Here is a 17,012-nt window from a genome sequence, read left to right on the forward strand (position 1 = left end):
CTTCGGCGAGGGGGGAATCCGTCAGCCGGGCTGGCAACGGCGGCCCCTCTCCAAACGCCCGGCGGCACGCCCGCCCTGCGGAGCGGCGGCTCTCCTGAGCCGCTCCCGTCCTCCATCCCCATGTTTCCTCCAGGACACGGAGGTGCCCGATGGCACAGGACCAGGACAGGGAGAAGCTGCATTCCGACGAGGACAAGGAGAAGTTGTATCCGAAGGTTGACTCGGGTGACGTCTCGGGTCAGGGCCGCGAGCGGCGGCCCGACGAGGAATATCCCAAGCAGCGCAACGCGGGCGAGTTCGGCACCCACGGCGGTCCCAACAAGGGCGGCAAGGAAGACCGGCGGCAACTGCATGCCCCCGGCAGCTCCAAGGCGGGCTCGCAGTAGCCGGCGGGTCGCGGCGGGCGGACAGCATTCCGCCCCCGCCGCGCCGTGGAGGGCTAGACTGCCCTCGTGCCACATCCATCCGAGCAGAGCGCTCCGTCGGGACTCCGGGCGCGGCTGCACACCATCATCTTCGAGTCGGACACCCCAGCCGGTCGCGCCTTCGATGTGGCACTGCTGTGGGCCATCGTGCTCAGCGTCCTCGCGGTGATGCTCGAGAGCGTGGAGTCCATCCGCGTCCAGCATGGGCAGACCATCCGCGTGCTCGAGTGGTGCTTCACCGTGCTCTTCACGCTGGAGTACGTGCTGCGGCTGCTGTCGGTGAACCGGCCCCTGCTCTATGCGTCGAGCTTCTTCGGGCTGGTGGACCTGCTGGCCATCCTGCCCTCGGTGCTGAGCCTGGTGCTGCCCGGCATGCAGTCCCTGCTGGTGGTGCGGGTGCTGCGCCTGCTGCGTGTCTTCCGCGTGCTCAAGCTCGCCAGCTTCCTCGGGGAGGCGGACGTGCTGCTCACCGCGCTCCGAGCCAGCCGGCAGAAGATCATCGTCTTCCTCGGGGCCGTGCTGAGCACGGTCGTCATCATGGGCTCGGTGATGTACATGGTGGAGGGGAGCGCCAACGGCTTCGACAGCATCCCGCGGGGGATGTACTGGGCCGTCGTGACGATGACCACGGTGGGCTACGGAGACCTGTCGCCCAAGACGGTGCCCGGACAGTTCATCGCCTCGGTGTTGATGATCATGGGCTACGGCATCCTCGCGGTGCCCACGGGCATCGTGTCCGTGGAGCTCGCCCAGGCGACCCGGCAGCACGCCATCGATCCGCGCGCTTGCCCCGGCTGCGGCCTCGAGGGCCACGATCTGGACGCGCGCCACTGCAAGCGCTGCGGCAACGTCCTCTGATCCACGGCGGCTCGTCGAACGGGCCCGGCCGTACGCCGCCGTGCACACGCGTGCGCCGTGGTGTGCACACCCTGTCACTCAGAACAGGCCGCTCAGGCCCAGCACCGCGCCGCTCGGGGTGACGGCCAGCAGCGGCTGGAGCCCCCCGCGCGCCGCCCACCGGCGTGGCTCGCGCTGGGACAGCTCGTACCCGGCGATGCAGCCCGCCACGCTCAACAGCGGGAGGCTGGCCGTGGTCAGCGCCGGGACCGACCCTCCATCGCTCGATGCCCGGACCGCGGCGACCCCCAGCACCATCCCTCCCACGAGCGTTCCCACCAGGCCGCCCGCGAACGTGGCGAGCAGAGAGCCATCGCCGCCCACCGCATCCCCCGCCCACCACACGCCCAGGGGAAAACCGAGCGCCGTGCCCGCGAGGGCTCCCAGGCCGGCGGGAATGAGGCAGAGGAGCGCGTCGAAGTCATCCTGGGCTCCGCCCAGGCAGAGCAGACCGCCCGTGAGCCCACCGGCGATCCCCAGGGCCGCCGAGGTGACCAGCCCTCCCCCCACCTCCGCGAGCATGCGCACGCCCCGGGGGGCTCCCGAACGCACGGGCTCCCCCGAGCCGTCCGCGTACCCCTGCTCCGTCATCAATCGCCGCGGTGCATCATCCTGGGTCCCGGGAAGCTCACGCTCCTCGGCCGCGATGGGAGCCGCGGACTCCTGGGCGGCCCGACTCACTCCGGGCAACACGAGCCCCGTGCACAACAGCAATGACACGCACCACCTGGAAATCGAAAGGATCATGGGCTCCAGCATGGTGCAACGCCCACGCCAGAGCGATGCCCCTGCTTGGCGTCCGGACGGATTCAGGCAAGCTGCGCGCATGCGAATGACACCCACGGTCCTTGGACTGCTGCTCTCCCTGTCACTTCCCGCCCTGGCGCAGGAGCCCATACCCCTGGAACTCTCCAAGGTTCCCCAGGAGGGAAAGACGCCCCAGGACTTCGTTCCCTCGGGCTGGAAGATCGAGGACACCGTGCGCGGGGACCTCGACAGGAATGGCAGCGAGGACGTCGTCCTCCAGTTGGTCCAAGCGGGGCCGGACAGCGACTCCGAGGGAGTGGCGATCGATCACGCCCGCGCCCTGCTCGTCCTGCTCACCGACGGCGCGACGCTGCGCCGGGCGGGCGCCTCCAACCAGGTCCTCTATTGCACCACCTGCGCGGGAACGCTGAGCGCGCCGGGCGCCGGGGGACAGGTGAAGCTGCAGAAGGGGGTCCTCCTCATCGAGCAGAGCAGCGGCTCGCGGGAGATGACCCACTCGCTGCTGCGCTTCCGCTTCGAGCCCAAGGACAAACGCTTCCTGCTCATCGGCGAGGACATCGAGCACGTGGACCGGGCAACCGGCAGCAGCAGCAAGACCAGCACCAATCTGCTCACCGGACAACGGATCTCCGAGAAGCTCCAGTTCGACGAGAAGAAGAACAAGAACGTCACCCTCTCCACCAAGAAGGAGAAGGTGCCCGTGAAGAAGGTGTTCCTGGAAGACGTCAATATCTCCAAGTACTGAACCCGAGTGAGCCTGCCCGGTTTGTTGGCGCTCGCGCGTTTTACGCGGCGCCCCAGAGAGAGTGCTTCGTCTAGGATGCACGGCCCCCCATGCCTTCAAGGGTTCACGCATGACTGTTCGCTCTCTCTTGTTCACCCTCGCGGTTGCCTCGACCATCGGTTGCGGCCCTCCGCCCAACCCCGGGGCCGACGCCGGCTCCGACATCGACGCGGGCTCCGATACCGACGCGGGCTCCGATACCGACGCGGGGACCGATGGCGGTTCCCCCGATGAGCCCCAGGACTTCTACACGTCGTTCGAGAACGCGGATCCACAACCCACCTGGAACTCCACGGTCGAAGTCGACGCGAAGGGACAGAAGAAGTCCTTCGGGGTCACCGGGGAGCAGGACACGCGGATCCGCGGCAACATCATGGATCAGGTGGCCGAGGTGGCCGCCAACGGCGAAAACCCTCCCAACGAGACCGCGGATCGCATCGCCGACGGGGACGTGAACTCCAAGTGGCTGACGTTCACGAGCACGGGCTGGGTGCAGTTCAAGCTCGCGCAGCCCATCGCCGTGAAGCGCTACGCCCTCTCCTCCGCCAACGACGCGGCCGAGCGCGACCCCGCCGCCTGGACGCTCGAGGGCTCGCAGGACGGAACAAGCTGGACCGCGCTCGACCAGCGCAGCAACCAGTCGTTCGCCGACCGCTTCGAGACCCACACCTACGAGTTCACTAACACCACCGCCTACCCCTACTACCGGCTCAACGTCACCGCCAACCACAGCGGTAACATCGTGCAGATCGCCGAGCTCCAGCTCTCCAATGGCGATGACACGCCGCCGCCAGTGACCGACATGAAGAGCGAGGTCGGCAACGGCCCTGGCGGCTCGTGGAACTCCAAGCTCGGCGCCGGATTCACCGGCACGCACGCGCTGCGCTTCTCGGGCGCGGTCACGGCGAGCGGCCGTGGCTACTCCTACAACAAGCTCTTCGACGTCGACGTGCGGGTCACGCCGACGACGGAGCTGTCGTACCTGCTCTTCGTCGACGCGGCGACGAACAACCCGAACTACCCGAGCACCTACGCGGCGCTCGATCTCGCCTTCGACGACGGCACCTACCTGAGCGAGCTGAACGCCGTCGACCAGCACCACGCGGTGCTGAGCCCCGCGGGCCAGGGTGCCTCGCGCACGCTCTACCCCAACGAGTGGAACTACAAGGTCTCCCGCATCGGTGACGTCGCCGCCGGCAAGACGATCAAGCGCATCCTGATTGGCTACGACCAACCGCAAGGGCCGGTCGCCGGCTTCGGCGGATGGATCGACGACGTGCGGATCACCGCCAGACCCGTGCACACGGCCCCCACGCATCTGTCGGACTACGCGACCACCCTGCGCGGCACCCACTCGAGCGGCAGCTACTCGCGCGGCAACAACTTCCCCGCGACGGCGATCCCTCACGGTTTCAACTTCTGGACCCCGGTGACCGACGCGAACTCGGCGAGCTGGCTCTACGAGTATCACCGCCGCAACAACGCGGACAACCACCCGGCGCTCCAGGCGCTCTCCCTGAGCCACGAGCCGAGCCCATGGATGGGTGACCGGCAGAGCTTCCAGGTCATGCCCTCGGCGGCCAAGGGCACGCCGAACGCCAACCGCGCCACGCGCGCCCTCTCCTTCCTGCACGAGAACGAGATCGCGCGGCCCTACTACTACGGCGTGAAGTTCGACAACGGCGTCCAGGCCGAGCTCACTCCCACCGATCACGCCGCGCTCTTCCGCTTCACGTTCCCCGGCGACGACGCGAGCCTCATCTTCGACAACGTCAACAACAGCGGCGGGCTCACCCTCGACCCCGCGTCGCGCACGATCACGGGCTACTCCGACGCGCGCAGCGGCCTGTCGGTGGGTGCCTCGCGAATCTTCGTCTACGCCACGTTCGACCGGCCGGTGTCCACGAGCGGCATGCTCTCCGGCGGCGGCGGCGCGAACGTGACCGGCTACTTCCGCTTCACCGTGCCGGCGGACGACCGCACCGTGACCATGCGCATCGCCACCTCGCTCATCAGCGTCGAGCAGGCCAAGAAGAACCTCGCGCTCGAGATCGCGGACGGCGACCGCTTCGATGACGTGAAGGCGCGCGCCCAGAAGCTCTGGGACCAGAAGCTCGGCATCATCGAGGTCCAGGGCGCCAGTGAGGACCAGCTCACCACGCTCTACTCCAACCTGTATCGGCTGTTCCTCTACCCGAACTCGGGCTTCGAGAACACCGGCACGGCGGCCGAACCCGTCTACGCGCACGCCAGCCCGGTGGCGGCGCCGAGCGGCACCAATACGCCCACGCAGACCGGCGCGAAGATCGTGAGCGGCAAGATCTACGTGAACAACGGCTTCTGGGACACCTACCGGGTGACCTGGCCGGCCTACGCGCTGTTCACGCCGACCACCGCGGGCGAGCTGATCGACGGCTTCGCGCAGCAGTACAGGGAAGGTGGCTGGATCGCGCGCTGGTCCTCGCCCGGCTATGCCGATCTCATGACCGGCACGAGCTCGGATGTCGCCTTCGCCGACGCCTACGTGAAGGGCGTGCGCAACTTCGACGTGGAGGCGATCTACGACGCGGCCCTGCGCAACGCCACGGTCCGGCCGACCAACAACGGCGTCGGACGCAAGGGACTCGAGTCGTCGATCTTCCTCGGCTACACCCCGAACTCGCTCGGCGCCGGTCTGTCCTGGGCGATGGCCGGCTATCTGAACGACTTCGGCATCGCGAACATGGCGCGCGTGCTCGCCACGGACGCGAGCAACCCGCGCCACCAGGAGTTCGTCGAGAACGCGGAGTACTTCCTCGATCGCTCGCGGCAGTACGTGAACCTGTTCGATCCGTCGATCCAGTTCTTCCAGGGCAGGACGGCGAGCGGCGCCTTCGCGAAGTCAGCGGCAGACTACGATCCGCGCGTCTGGGGCTACGACTACACCGAGACCAACGGCTGGAACATGGCCTTCGACGCGCCGTACGACGGCCTCGGCCTCGCGGCCCTGTACGGCGGCAGGGCCGGGCTCGCCACGAAGCTCGACCAGTTCTTCGCCACGCCGGAGACGGCGACCTTCGGCGGCGGCTACGGCGGGGTGATCCACGAGATGGTCGAGGCGCGCGACGTGCGCATGGGGCAGCTCGGCTTGAGCAACCAGCCCTCGTTCCACATCCCGTACATGTACGTTCACGCCGGTCAGCCGGCGAAGACGCAGGAGAAGGTCCGCGACGCGCTCGCACGCCTCTTCATCGGCAGCAACATCGGCCAGGGCTACCTCGGCGATGAGGACAATGGCGCGACGTCGGCGTGGCACCTCTTCAGCGCGCTCGGCTTCTACCCGCTCGGCGTGGGCAGCGAGAACTACGTCATTGGCTCGCCGCTCTTCACCAAGGCCGTCATCCACCTCGAGAACGGCAAGGACATCACCATCAACGCGCCAAACAACGGCCCGAAGAACGTCTACGTGCAGGCGCTGAGGGTCAACGGGCAGGCGCAGACGAAGACCTACCTGACGCACGAGCAGCTCACCGCCGGCATCACGCTCGACTTCGACATGGGCCCCTCGCCCTCCAGCTGGGGCACCGGTGCCGAGGACGCGCCGCCCTCGATCACCACCGATGGCAACGTCCCGAACCCGCTGCGCGACACCGCGACGGGCGGCACGGCCACGTCGAGCGACGGCACGAACATCAGCAACCTCTTCGATGACACCTCGGCCACGAGAGTGAGCTTCACCGCGGAGGATCCCGTGTTGCAGTACCAGTTCGCCTCGGGCGGGCGGCAGGTCACCTTCTACACGCTGACGTCCGGCACCGGCACGGTCGACCCGACCGGCTGGACGCTGAGCGGCTCGAACGACGGGGTGAACTTCACGACGCTCGATCAGCGCAGCGCCCAGACGTTCCGCTGGCGCACGCAGACGCGCGCCTTCCGGGTCGCGACCCCTGGCACCTACGCGTACTACCGCCTCGCGCTGACGGGCGCGGCGGGCATGTCGCTCGCCGAGGTCGAGCTGCTCGCCAGACCCTGAGGAACAGCAGGCCGAAGGATGACCCCACCTCATTGTGCTCAACACCGTCGAGCGCAATGAGGTGGCTCCAGGCTGGCGCCCCTCACGAGAGGCGAGGCATCGAACCGGTCGGCGATGACGCGGAAGTGGCCGAGGCCGCATCCGCCTCCACCAGAGGCAGGTCGACCGTGAAGGTGGCGCCCTGCCCGGGAGCGCTGGACGCGACGATGCCGCCGCCGCTCGATTCGACGATCTTCCGGGTGATGTAGAGCCCCAGCCCCAGGCCGCCGTAGTGCCTGCCGGACACCGCCCGCTCGAAGCGGTGGAAGATGCGCTCGAGCGCCGCGCTGGGGATGCCAATGCCCTCGTCGCGGACCGTCACCAGCGCGCGTCCCTCCTGCGGCTCGAGCCGCACCCGGATGGGCTTGCCCGCCCCATACTTGAGGGCGTTGGACAACAGGTTGTCGAGCACCTGCTCGAACCGGAAGGGATCCACCCAGGCCATGAGCGGCTGGGGGGCCTCCAGCTCGAGGGTGGACCCGGCGCGAGCGGCCTCTGGCTCGAAGCGCCACACGACTTCCTGGAGCAGCGCCGCGAGATTCACCTTCTCGGGGTGCAACTCCAACCGTCCCGCGCCGATGCGCGACACATCAAGCAGATCGTCCACCAACTCCACGAGCTTCTTCACCTGACGCTGCGCCATCTCGATGTGGCCCAGGCTGCGCTCGGGGGAGGCGGAAGGAGAGGCCGCCGAGAGCTCGCGCCGGAGCGCCTGCAGCTTGAGGTTGAGCGGCGTGAGCGGTGTCTTGAGTTCGTGGCTGGCCACCGAGAGGAACTCGTCGCGGATGGCCACCGCCTGCTCCGCGCGCGCCAGGCTCTGGCGCAGCCGGAGCGCATCCACCCACATCATCCGCAGCATCAGCCCCACGCTCGCCAGCTCCGCCAGGGCGATCACCCAGCGCTGGAGCTCTGGCGGGGGTTGCTCGACGAGCGGCGGCAGGAGGACATCCACCCCCACCACCCAGGCGACGACGCCGAAAGCGGCGAACATGTAGCGGGCGAGCGCGGGCCGCTCGGCATAGGGCTGCACCAGCACGACCCCGGCGATGGCCATCACCACCAGGGCGGCGAACAGGAAGTGCACGAAGATCGCCCCGAGGGCCACCATCACCAGCAGCGCGTAGCCACTCAGGAGCGCCGCGCGCTCCGAGTGCCCTTGGGCCGCCAGCCGCCGGGAGCGCGTGAGCGCCAGCGTATACACCAGCACCGCCCCCGTTCCTCCCACCAGGGACACGCTGCGCAGCACGACCGCGAAGACGGCGTAGACCAGGAGGAAGCCCACCGCGATGGGCAACATGAACTGGAGGAACTGTCCGAGCCGCAGGTGCTTCAGCTCTTCTTCGGAGAACTCAGGAATCCGGGATGGGCTCGTCATTCGGCACCGCTGGGGGGGACGCAATCACGAATGCCCACCCCTGTCACCGAAGCGCCCGGGCCGATGGTTGATTGATGGATGAACATGGCTTCACCCACGAGACCCGGGTTGCCCAGCGAGCCAGTGGGCGAGGACCCGAGCTGTCCGCCCCCGCACCAGCGAGCCGCTGACGGCTCGTCCAACCCGGTGGTTCATCCGGGTTTCACGGGGCCCCCCTGCCTGGCGCGGTACTCGAACAGGGCCGCGGGGGGCTGGATGCCCTCACGGAGATCCGGAGCGGGCTCGGGTGGAAGGGTCAGCAGGCGCAGCGGGAGCACCCCCGCCCAACACCCGAGCGGCAGATCCTCGTCATCGTCGCGAGGCGGTCCGGTGCGAATCTTCGCTGAGGCCTCGTTCAGGGGCAGCCGCAGCACGGACGTCGCCTTCAGCTCCTGGGCGTTGGGCGGGCGCACCTCGGCCCAGCGGCCGCGCAGGGCGTGATCCGTGATGGCCTCGAGCGCCCGCGTCTTCTCCGCCTCGTCCGTCACCAGCGCCGCCGTGCCGAGCACCACCACGGAGCGGTAGTTCGCGCTGTGGTGGAACGCGGAGCGCGCGAGGACGAGGCCATCCAGCAACGTCACCGTGAAGCACACGGGGACGCCCTGGGCGAGTTGCCGGGCCAGCCGGCTCACCGAGGCGCCATGAAGGTACAGGTGCCGTCCGATGCGGCCGTAGACCATGGGAATGACATACGGCTGACCCTCCACCGCCACCCCCACGTGAGCCACCAGGCCCTCATCGAGGATGGAGTGGATGACGGCCTCGTCGTAGGAGGCGCGCTGCGGGAGCCGGCGGACGGTGCCGCGTTCACTGGGAGGCGGTGTGTTCATGCGCCTGTTCATCACTCCGAACTGGTCCATCCAACAGACCCAGTTCCTCCAATTCCGATGGACCAGTGCCCACCGCCCGGAACAGGCTCCCGCCCATGAAGGGCTGGGACCTGACACTCGACCTCCATGCTCCGTCACCCACTCCCCTCTTCGTGCGCATCGCCCGCGCGCTGGAGGAGGACATCCGCCGTGGCCGGCTCCCGCCCGGCGCGCCGCTGCCCGGGAGCCGGACCCTCGCGAAGTCCCTGGGCGTGCACCGCAACACGGTGCTCGCCGCCTACCAGGAGCTGGCGACGCAGGGCTGGGTCACCACCTCGGCGGCCCGGGCCACCTCCGTTTCTCCCACGCTGCCAGACGTGCCCGCCCGCTCCACCACCGGCGTTCCCCGCGCGGCCATGCCCTCACGGGTGGGCTTCTCCCTCCCCGCCGCCTCCCCCCTTCGCCGTGAGCGCCTCGAGTCACCGCGCGGCGCACTCGTCATGGTGGGAGGCGAGCCCGACGTCCGGCTCCTCCCCTCCTCCTCCCTCGCGCGCGCCTACCGCCGGGCGTTGAAGCTCGGTGGCAAGCGGCTGCTCGGCTACGGCGACGCGCGCGGCCACCCACGCCTGCGCGCCGCGCTCGCCGAGATGCTCTCCTCCCTGCGCGGGCTCGCCGTCCACGCGGACGAGCTCATCATCACCCGGGGCAGTCAGGGGGCGTTGGATCTGGTGGCACGCACCCTCTTGCGCCCCGGGGACACCGTGGCGGTGGAGGCCATTGGCTACCGTCCCGCCTGGCACGCGCTCCAGCTCGCCGGAGCCCGCCTCGCGCCCGTCCCGGTGGATGGCGAGGGACTGCGCGTGGAGGCACTCGAGACGCTCTCCCGGCGCACGCCGGTGCGCGCGGTGTACCTCACGCCCCACCACCACTACCCCACCACCGTGACCCTCTCCCCGGCGCGGCGGCTCGCGTTGATGGCGTGGGCGCGCACCCACCGCGTGGCCCTCCTCGAGGACGATTACGATCACGAGTTCCACTACGACGGCCACCCCGTGCTGCCGTTGGCGAGCGCGGATCGGGACGGGCTGGTGCTGTACGTGGGCACGCTGTCCAAGGTGCTGGCGCCCGGTTTGCGCCTGGGTTTCCTCGCCGCGCCACGCCCCTTCCTGGAGCACGCCCTCGGGGTGCGCGAGGCGGTGGATCGGCAGGGGGACTTCGCCGTGGAACTGGCCGTGGCCGAGTTGTTGGAGGAGGGCGAGGTGCAGCGCCACGTGCGCAAGCTCCGAGGCATCTACCGGGACCGGCGCGATGCCCTGGTGGAGGCGCTCGAGCGGGAGCTGGCGGGGGCGCTCACCGTCACTCCCCCCGCGGGGGGAATGGCCCTGTGGGCACGGTGCGCGCCAGACGTGGAGGCCGACGCCTGGGCCCGCGCGGGACGGGAGGAAGGCGTGATCTTCACCCCGGGAAGCACCTACAGCTTCGACGGGCGTCCCGTGCCCGCCGTGCGGTTGGGCTTCGCGGCCCTGAAGGAGTCCGAGCTCGCGGAGGCCGTGCGGCGCATGGTGCGCGCGCGGTCGCGCCTGTGAGGCGTCTGTCTGGGTTCATGCTCAGCCGCGCGGGCTGGAGACGAGCCGGCGCAAATCGCTCGTGAGCCCACGAGCCACTGCGCCGAGAAGGACGCCAGGCGAGGCCCACCCTTCCGGGTCGAGCCGGCGCGCGAGCAGGAGCGAGAAGCGCCGCATGTACTCGCTGTCGGTCATCGTCCACCGGAGCAGGCTCCGGGCGGCCCAGGAGGGCAGCTCGGTGTAGATCTCCCGCTTCACCCGGTCGAGCGTGGCGTGGAACATGGCGCGGGTGGCCGAGAGCGCTTCCCGCTCATAGCGCTCGATGGCTTGTTCCCAGCTGATGGCGCCTCGCTTCCAGTCGACCAGCGCGGCCGCGAGCAGCTTGCCCTCGAGCAGGGCGTCATAGATGCCCTGCGCGTCGATGGAGTCCTTCTGGTGGAAGGCGTCACCGACGAGCGCCCAACCGGGACCGCCCGCCTGCCGGTAGAGGTTTCCCATCCGTTTGATGCCGCGGATGGAAGACACCTGGGTGGCCTGGGCCAGGCGCCGCCAGATCGCGGGATAGCGGCGGAGACTCTCGAGGTAATAGGCCTGGGCATCCCCGGACACCTTGAAGCGGTCGGAGCGCCCCTGGAAGACGACACCGGCACGGCCCTGGGTGGTCGGCATGATGATCATGCAGAACCCATCACCCGCGGAGTGGATCTGGATGCCGGTGGGATCCGCGTCGTAGGGCGCGAATCCGGACCAATAGGCATACAGCGCCGAGGTATCGACATCCGTGCGCTGCTCGGTGACGCGCGCACCGGCCTGACGTGCGACCAGGCTGTAGCGCCCATCGGCGCCGACGACACAGCGGCCCTCGACCACCTGCTCCTCGCCGTCCTCGAGGCGGAGCTTGACCCCGGAGACGCGCCCGGAGGTGTCGCGCTCGAGCGAGAGGACGTGGGCGCCCTCGAGTCGCGTGACCGAGTCGAAACGGGAGAGGTGGTTCCAAAGGCAGCCGTCGAGGCGTTCACGATCGACGGTGTAGATGTAATCGCGGCCTCCCACCTCGGAGACGGTGTAGTGGGCGCGGAAGTAGTCCTTGTACTCGACGAAGAAGTGGCGCAGGTGCGGCGCGTCGTGTGCGTACTCGGACTCGGGGACCTCGAGTTCGTCGAGCAGGCGCATGGAGCTGTTCATGAGGAACGGCACCGAGACGGGCGGCGCGCTGGGGAAGTTCGCCCGATCGATGATCAGGACGCGCATGCCCTCGCGGCCCAGACGCATGGCGAGGCTGGCTCCCGCGGGACGTCCGCCGACGATGATGGCGTCGTAGGTCTCTGTGGTGGGTCGCATGGTGCTCATGGAGGCTCCTGGTGAGCCGAGCATGGGTTCGCGCGACCTGGGCTGTCAAAGCGCGGCGCGACAGGGGCCAGGAGGCCATGACGGGCTTCACAGTGCCGCTATGAACCCGGGCACAACGGGCGGACTCCGGATCTCCGTACCTGCGCTTCGACGCGACCCTGGACAGGGCCGCAGTGGATGTGGAGGAACACTACGTCCGCTTCAAATGGGTTGATGTTGGGGACACCCTCATCGCCCTGGAGCCTTCAGTGGACCTGGGCGCGGAGGAGAAACTGGTGGTGCGCTACCAGGAGGTTTTCCGTGTGCATCGCGCTGGGCAACGAAGATGGGCGTGTCCCCAAGTTCGAGAGTTCGAAGCCCGGTGCCGCCGTGCTCAACCGCGAATTTCCGGTGACTGCCGTTTGGCGCTGGCGCTAGAAATAGGAACCAGCTCTCGATGTCAGCTCAGGGCGATCAATGGCCCATGAGGCGCTGTCCCGCGGCTGCCGTATCACCAAAGGACCTCGACTCCCTCGAAGAATGAGCGTTCCCCTTCCACGCATCCATCATCGTGGAACAGCGCTCATTCACCAGAGAATCTCCGCCGAAGTCTCACCGAGCATGAGGAGAGAACTTCTCGTACGAGACATGGTGTGCCTCGCCTTCTACCTCCTGCACAATAATCATCCGTATATCACTTCTGGAGTGAATCATGCAGTCGAGAGCTATCTACCCCCTCAGGACGTTGTCGCATTCAAGTTGAAATCTCACAAGTCTCATGCAGCCCCCCAATCAAACAGAATCGAGGACGCATCAATTGGAATGCCAACGCACACATCACACATCAAAACTCACCGTGCTCAAAAAGTTGTTCAACACCAGCATCTATGTCGCCAACCACTTGATAATAACTCTCTTTTCCCGAATGTGGACCGCCGTGCTCTCGAATATAACCCAGTTGCTTTAGCCTCCCAACAAGCTCCCAGACCAGCCTTTCATCTATCTGCATCCGATTTCTCACCTGTTCAATCTTAACTTTTTGATTTCTTCGAAGCTCTTTCACAAAACGGACGATTGTCTTTTGGCGATCTGTCAACTGCCTCTGCTTCTGCGGAGGTTGCACAAAAGAAACACCTTTAAACTGGTCTACCAACAACTCACCCAAGTCCTCCAGGTTGGAGACAATCTCACACTCCCTTCCATACAAAACAGGCACCAACATTGTCGCCCTGCAGTCTCGAACAATTACTGCCTTCGAATCAACTTCGAACGAAAAGCTGCATTGACTCCAGGCGCATTGCTCAAATCGAGCGGGTTCATTTGTCGGAAGAGACAGTTCACACAAACTAAACTCACACCTGCTAAACGTCGCACCTTCCATGGCAAGCGGGTCAAAGGATATTTGAACGAATGTCGCACCAGAAACCGACCACTTCCCGGAGGAAGGGATAGCTGGCCTGCCAGCAACCAAACGCCTCTCAAAACATAGCTTGGCGAGATTCCACGCGACTGTAGGGTCACGTCGGCTCTGCAAAAGCTCCTGCGTGATATCCGCAGTTCTGGTCATGGAATGAACTGCACGCTGCAGGCGAAGTGCGGCACTGGCCAGCATCTCATCACTCAAATACTTCACCTGCAAAATAGCAGAAGCAGCAACCGAATCAGAGCTCTTGATGCGCTCTGACACCACCCATCCACCAATCACATCAAAGATTGTTTGATGCAAAAAACCTAGCGTCTTGCTTTTTGCCGACCCCCCCAGGCCGAACAATACGTGCTGAGGAGCTGCTCCAGCCAATCTCCGCTGCGCGTCCTGATCCAGAGCCTCATTCTGAGCAACAAGAGTTGCCGACCATTCGACATAAAACGGGTCGAATGCCAGCGGATCCTCGTTGTGCTTTATAACCTCCGCACACACCAACTCTAGTATTTGACGTTGGATGTTTATTGGGAACAAGGAAACACCCGAAGCAGATATGTGCTTTCGCTCTTCGCGAAGCATCAACGCCTCTATTCCGTGACTCAGAAGGGAGACTAGCCCCCGGATTGCAGGTTCCGCCCCGGATGCAGCGCTAAAACCAACAGATTCGAAAGACACCTCAGCTTCGGCCAAGACTCTAAGCACAACCGGATGCACGACAATCCCATACAAACGAGACTGCTCGCTCTCGATTTTACTTAACGCTGCCTCTAGGCTAAGCAGATACTCCGGGCTGGGGATGAGCGTGGAGAGATTATCTCGAACAAACTTCACAGCAAGCTCGGGAGACCACGGTTGAAACTCAATCCAAGTCGAAGCCCCCTCCACCAAACGCGAGAGCTTTTGCTTTAGATTCACATTTGAAAAATACTGAGTACGACCAGACAACACAACGACCACTCGCCTTCCAATAGCTATTGACTTACCATAGGAAGACCGAAGCTTCAGCGCCTCCGCCAAAAAATCCTGCAACCGCTCAAAAACAATATCTTCTCCGAGTTCAACGCCCAGCTCATCAAACCCATCCAAAACAAGACGAATCAGCCCAATCGAAAGAAGACGAAGAAACCCATCAAATGTGATCCACGGGGCGGACCTGTCCAGCTCCAACGCAATATGCTCAGACAAAGAGGCAAACGACTTCCCGTGAATATCAACAAAAACATAAAGTCTTCCCTCCCCACTGGTCAGTTCTTCTACGACGAACTGACGGAGCATGGTCGATTTCCCACGACCACCATCTGCGCTCACGAAAAGGAGTTCAAGCTCCCGACCACTCGGACTTGAGTTAAGTAATTCTCGAATATTAGAAAGAGGTTCTTCTTTTGCGTCGGTAAAGGCCCTTTTTACTAGTTTCGACTTTACTACCTTCGTGCCTTCGAGTTTTTCAACCAGTTGCTGTCGAATCCGTGTTCCAATTTTTTGGAAATTCAAGCGCCGCCGCCAAAAATCGCTGTAACGTTCGAAATTTGGGCCGCCGGCTCGAATGTAGATATCCGGCTTAAGACCAGGTTCGTTGGCGACTGCTGAATACTCATAAATATCTTCAGTGCCGGCTCCCAGATCTCGGATCAATATATATTTATCATCCTCAATGCTCACCTCGACACCAGGCAAGAGCGTTTGAAAATCATCCAACACCAGACGAGAAATCGAATTCATCACGCTCTCACCTCATGCCAAGAGGCTTGGTCCAAGCCCTAGCCGAATAAGGAAACGAATGAAACTCCACCAGTCCATTTCTTCTGCTGTTTACCAATGCCAACCCTGGGGGCAAATCAATTCCAGGTGGAAAAATGTAGCGCTCAGCCAGTCGAAAGGCGGCTGTCAAATCATCGTCACTTGTAATTACATTAACAGCCACCCCAGCCGCACTCAACTGAGCCACATCCAGGGTCAGCAGCGTATCAACAATCTTTTGAAGTGGATTGGAGTGTCTGGGGCAATCATTCAACTCGCAGTCATTTCGCGTGTGTTTCCGGCTTGTTGGCAATTGAATTTGGTCGTTCCATGGACCAAAAGCAGCTTGAATATTCACAACTCCCGGCACACCCGCCGCGCGTGATGCATCATGAATAATTGCCGTCAACTTCGGATCGTTGCGCACTTTATTGAATGATTGTAGTTCCGCTGTTGGGCTTAGGCGCGCATCATACCATCCATGATAAAAACGAATAAGACATGGCAACCGGAACTTGCCGGTCGCGTATCCCACCCATTCCCCCAAGTTGGGGACCGTGTGCTTCCACATTTCTGGAAGTGCTCTTCGTCGCACATTATCGTAATCAACTAAGAGAGCAGTTGCCCAAGGCATGGGCGTCGTTGAAGGCGTCTCAGGCATTGAAAAGAGTCCTTATGCGGGTTGGCTTGAGTAGAATTCTAACTAAAGCCCACCTAATCAACCTTGCGTACATCAGGAGTGAATTCTAAAAATTAAAAAACGTCCGCAGAGCGCCTGAGGAGGCGAGCATGCCGCGTACAATGGGGCCGTGGGTGAGTGTTCCCATCTTTCACCTGAAATAGACCGTAGGAGCCAAGCCGACCTGCTTTTCTGATTCTGCCCTGCATCGACCGGCACACACACGTTGTGGCCCCAGAATGTCGAGGCAGATTGTCGTCCATATGCTGCGTTCACCTCGGGCGAGATACGTGTGTAAGTACCCATCGTTCAAGATCGAAATTCAATCACACCTTCAAGCTATCGAGGAAGAATTTCAACTCCGGCCTGATTCGCCCTGAACATTTGACAGGAGGGAGCCTATCTATGTGCCGACCACCCGGCCGACCGTGCTCATTCGAGATGCTGTGCCTGGAGCCACTACCCTCGCGGACTTAGCCCCGAAGTAACGTAATCTCCACTTCCAGAGAGACCACTTGGACGTTCCAGCCCCCTCTTTCCTGCTCCTGCGCTTATGTCCCAGCCCCGCTCCCTCGTTGATCTACTCGAAGAGCGCAGTTCCACCCGTGCCGAGCAGCGCTCCTGTACACCTTCCGAACACGAGTCCTTTGACACCTTCTCGGGCCTTCTCCGGGTTTCCTCCCACCGCTGGCCAACCCGGTGGCTTGACGAGCGTACCATTAATTCCAAGTAATTCCGGAGCGACGACTTTTGGCTGCGTTGCCTCCGGAGGTACGCTGTGTGCACCCGTCTTCCTCACTCTCGCCCTACTGGAGCGCGTTTGGCCCCTTGCTTTCACGCCTGGGCCCTCATCGTCCTGTTCTAGTTCGCGTGGGCTCGCCCCATGGCGGCCTACCGGTCCCCAAGGGGCGTGTGGCCGCCACGGCGGAGCCCGGGCTCGAATCGGCCACCGTGTACGGGGTGGACTTCATGGAGCCCGGTAACGTCGCAACGCGGCTAGTGCCCATTTCCTAGTGCCGAGTTCCAGCAAGCATTCCCACAGCGCGCCCGCGATGTGCGGCTGGGCGCGAAGACGCCACGGCAAGCCGCCCACGCTGTGACCCTGCCACCCTTCGCTTTCCCAAGTGGCCC

At 64.4% G+C, this 17,012-nt stretch carries 11 protein-coding genes; 5 read left to right on the forward strand and 6 right to left on the reverse strand.

All coding sequences use genetic code 11. The features are described 5' to 3' along the window. Nucleotides 1-149 precede the first annotated feature (149 nt). Entirely contained in the window at nucleotides 150-386 is a 237-nt protein-coding gene (locus F0U63_RS28840; protein WP_395834556.1) for a hypothetical protein, read from the forward strand. Nucleotides 387-452: 66 nt separating this feature from the next. Continuing rightward, nucleotides 453-1,283, forward strand: coding sequence for an ion transporter (locus tag F0U63_RS28845; protein WP_395834558.1), 831 nt, complete (start codon nucleotides 453-455; stop codon nucleotides 1,281-1,283). Between the two features lie 78 nt (nucleotides 1,284-1,361). Here the strand turns inward: F0U63_RS28845 and F0U63_RS28850 are convergent, their stop codons facing one another. Then, nucleotides 1,362-2,069 carry a hypothetical protein gene (locus F0U63_RS28850; RefSeq protein ID WP_395834560.1) on the reverse strand — a complete coding sequence of 236 codons (708 nt, stop codon included), beginning with the start codon at nucleotides 2,067-2,069 and terminating at the stop codon, nucleotides 1,362-1,364. A 79-nt stretch (nucleotides 2,070-2,148) separates the two neighbouring features. On the opposite strand from F0U63_RS28850, the gene F0U63_RS28855 reads away from it, so the two are divergent. Both F0U63_RS28855 and F0U63_RS28860 read left to right on the forward strand, forming a co-directional pair. Further along, entirely contained in the window at nucleotides 2,149-2,835 is a 687-nt protein-coding gene (locus F0U63_RS28855; protein WP_395834562.1) for a hypothetical protein, read from the forward strand. Between the two features lie 109 nt (nucleotides 2,836-2,944). Next, complete coding sequence (locus F0U63_RS28860; protein WP_395834564.1) at nucleotides 2,945-6,886, forward strand: GH92 family glycosyl hydrolase; 3,942 nt, start codon at nucleotides 2,945-2,947, stop codon at nucleotides 6,884-6,886. 82 nt (nucleotides 6,887-6,968) lie between these two features. Here F0U63_RS28860 and F0U63_RS28865 read toward each other — a convergent pair whose 3' ends face one another. After that, a complete protein-coding gene (locus F0U63_RS28865) occupies nucleotides 6,969-8,300 on the reverse strand; it encodes a sensor histidine kinase (RefSeq protein ID WP_395834566.1) in 1,332 nt (443 codons plus the stop codon). 191 nt (nucleotides 8,301-8,491) lie between these two features. Continuing rightward, complete coding sequence (locus F0U63_RS28870) at nucleotides 8,492-9,169, reverse strand: pyridoxamine 5'-phosphate oxidase family protein (protein ID WP_395834568.1); 678 nt, start codon at nucleotides 9,167-9,169, stop codon at nucleotides 8,492-8,494. Between the two features lie 95 nt (nucleotides 9,170-9,264). On the opposite strand from F0U63_RS28870, the gene F0U63_RS28875 reads away from it, so the two are divergent. Then, entirely contained in the window at nucleotides 9,265-10,734 is a 1,470-nt protein-coding gene (locus tag F0U63_RS28875; protein WP_395834570.1) for a PLP-dependent aminotransferase family protein, read from the forward strand. 21 nt (nucleotides 10,735-10,755) lie between these two features. Here the strand turns inward: F0U63_RS28875 and F0U63_RS28880 are convergent, their stop codons facing one another. From F0U63_RS28880 to F0U63_RS28890, 3 genes are all read right to left on the reverse strand, one after another. Beyond that, complete coding sequence (locus tag F0U63_RS28880; RefSeq protein WP_395834572.1) at nucleotides 10,756-12,063, reverse strand: NAD(P)/FAD-dependent oxidoreductase; 1,308 nt, start codon at nucleotides 12,061-12,063, stop codon at nucleotides 10,756-10,758. A gap of 823 nt (nucleotides 12,064-12,886) precedes the next feature. Further along, nucleotides 12,887-15,187 (reverse strand): hypothetical protein, encoded by a 2,301-nt coding sequence (locus F0U63_RS28885; protein ID WP_395834574.1) that lies wholly within the window; start codon nucleotides 15,185-15,187, stop codon nucleotides 12,887-12,889. A 4-nt stretch (nucleotides 15,188-15,191) separates the two neighbouring features. After that, on the reverse strand, nucleotides 15,192-15,737 hold the full coding sequence (locus F0U63_RS28890; protein ID WP_395834576.1) for a hypothetical protein: 546 nt from the start codon (nucleotides 15,735-15,737) through the stop codon (nucleotides 15,192-15,194). Between the last annotated feature and the right edge of the window lie 1,275 nt (nucleotides 15,738-17,012).

Origin of the sequence: Cystobacter fuscus, from assembly GCF_044360685.1 — a bacterium.
GTDB lineage: Bacteria > Myxococcota > Myxococcia > Myxococcales > Myxococcaceae > Cystobacter > Cystobacter fuscus_C.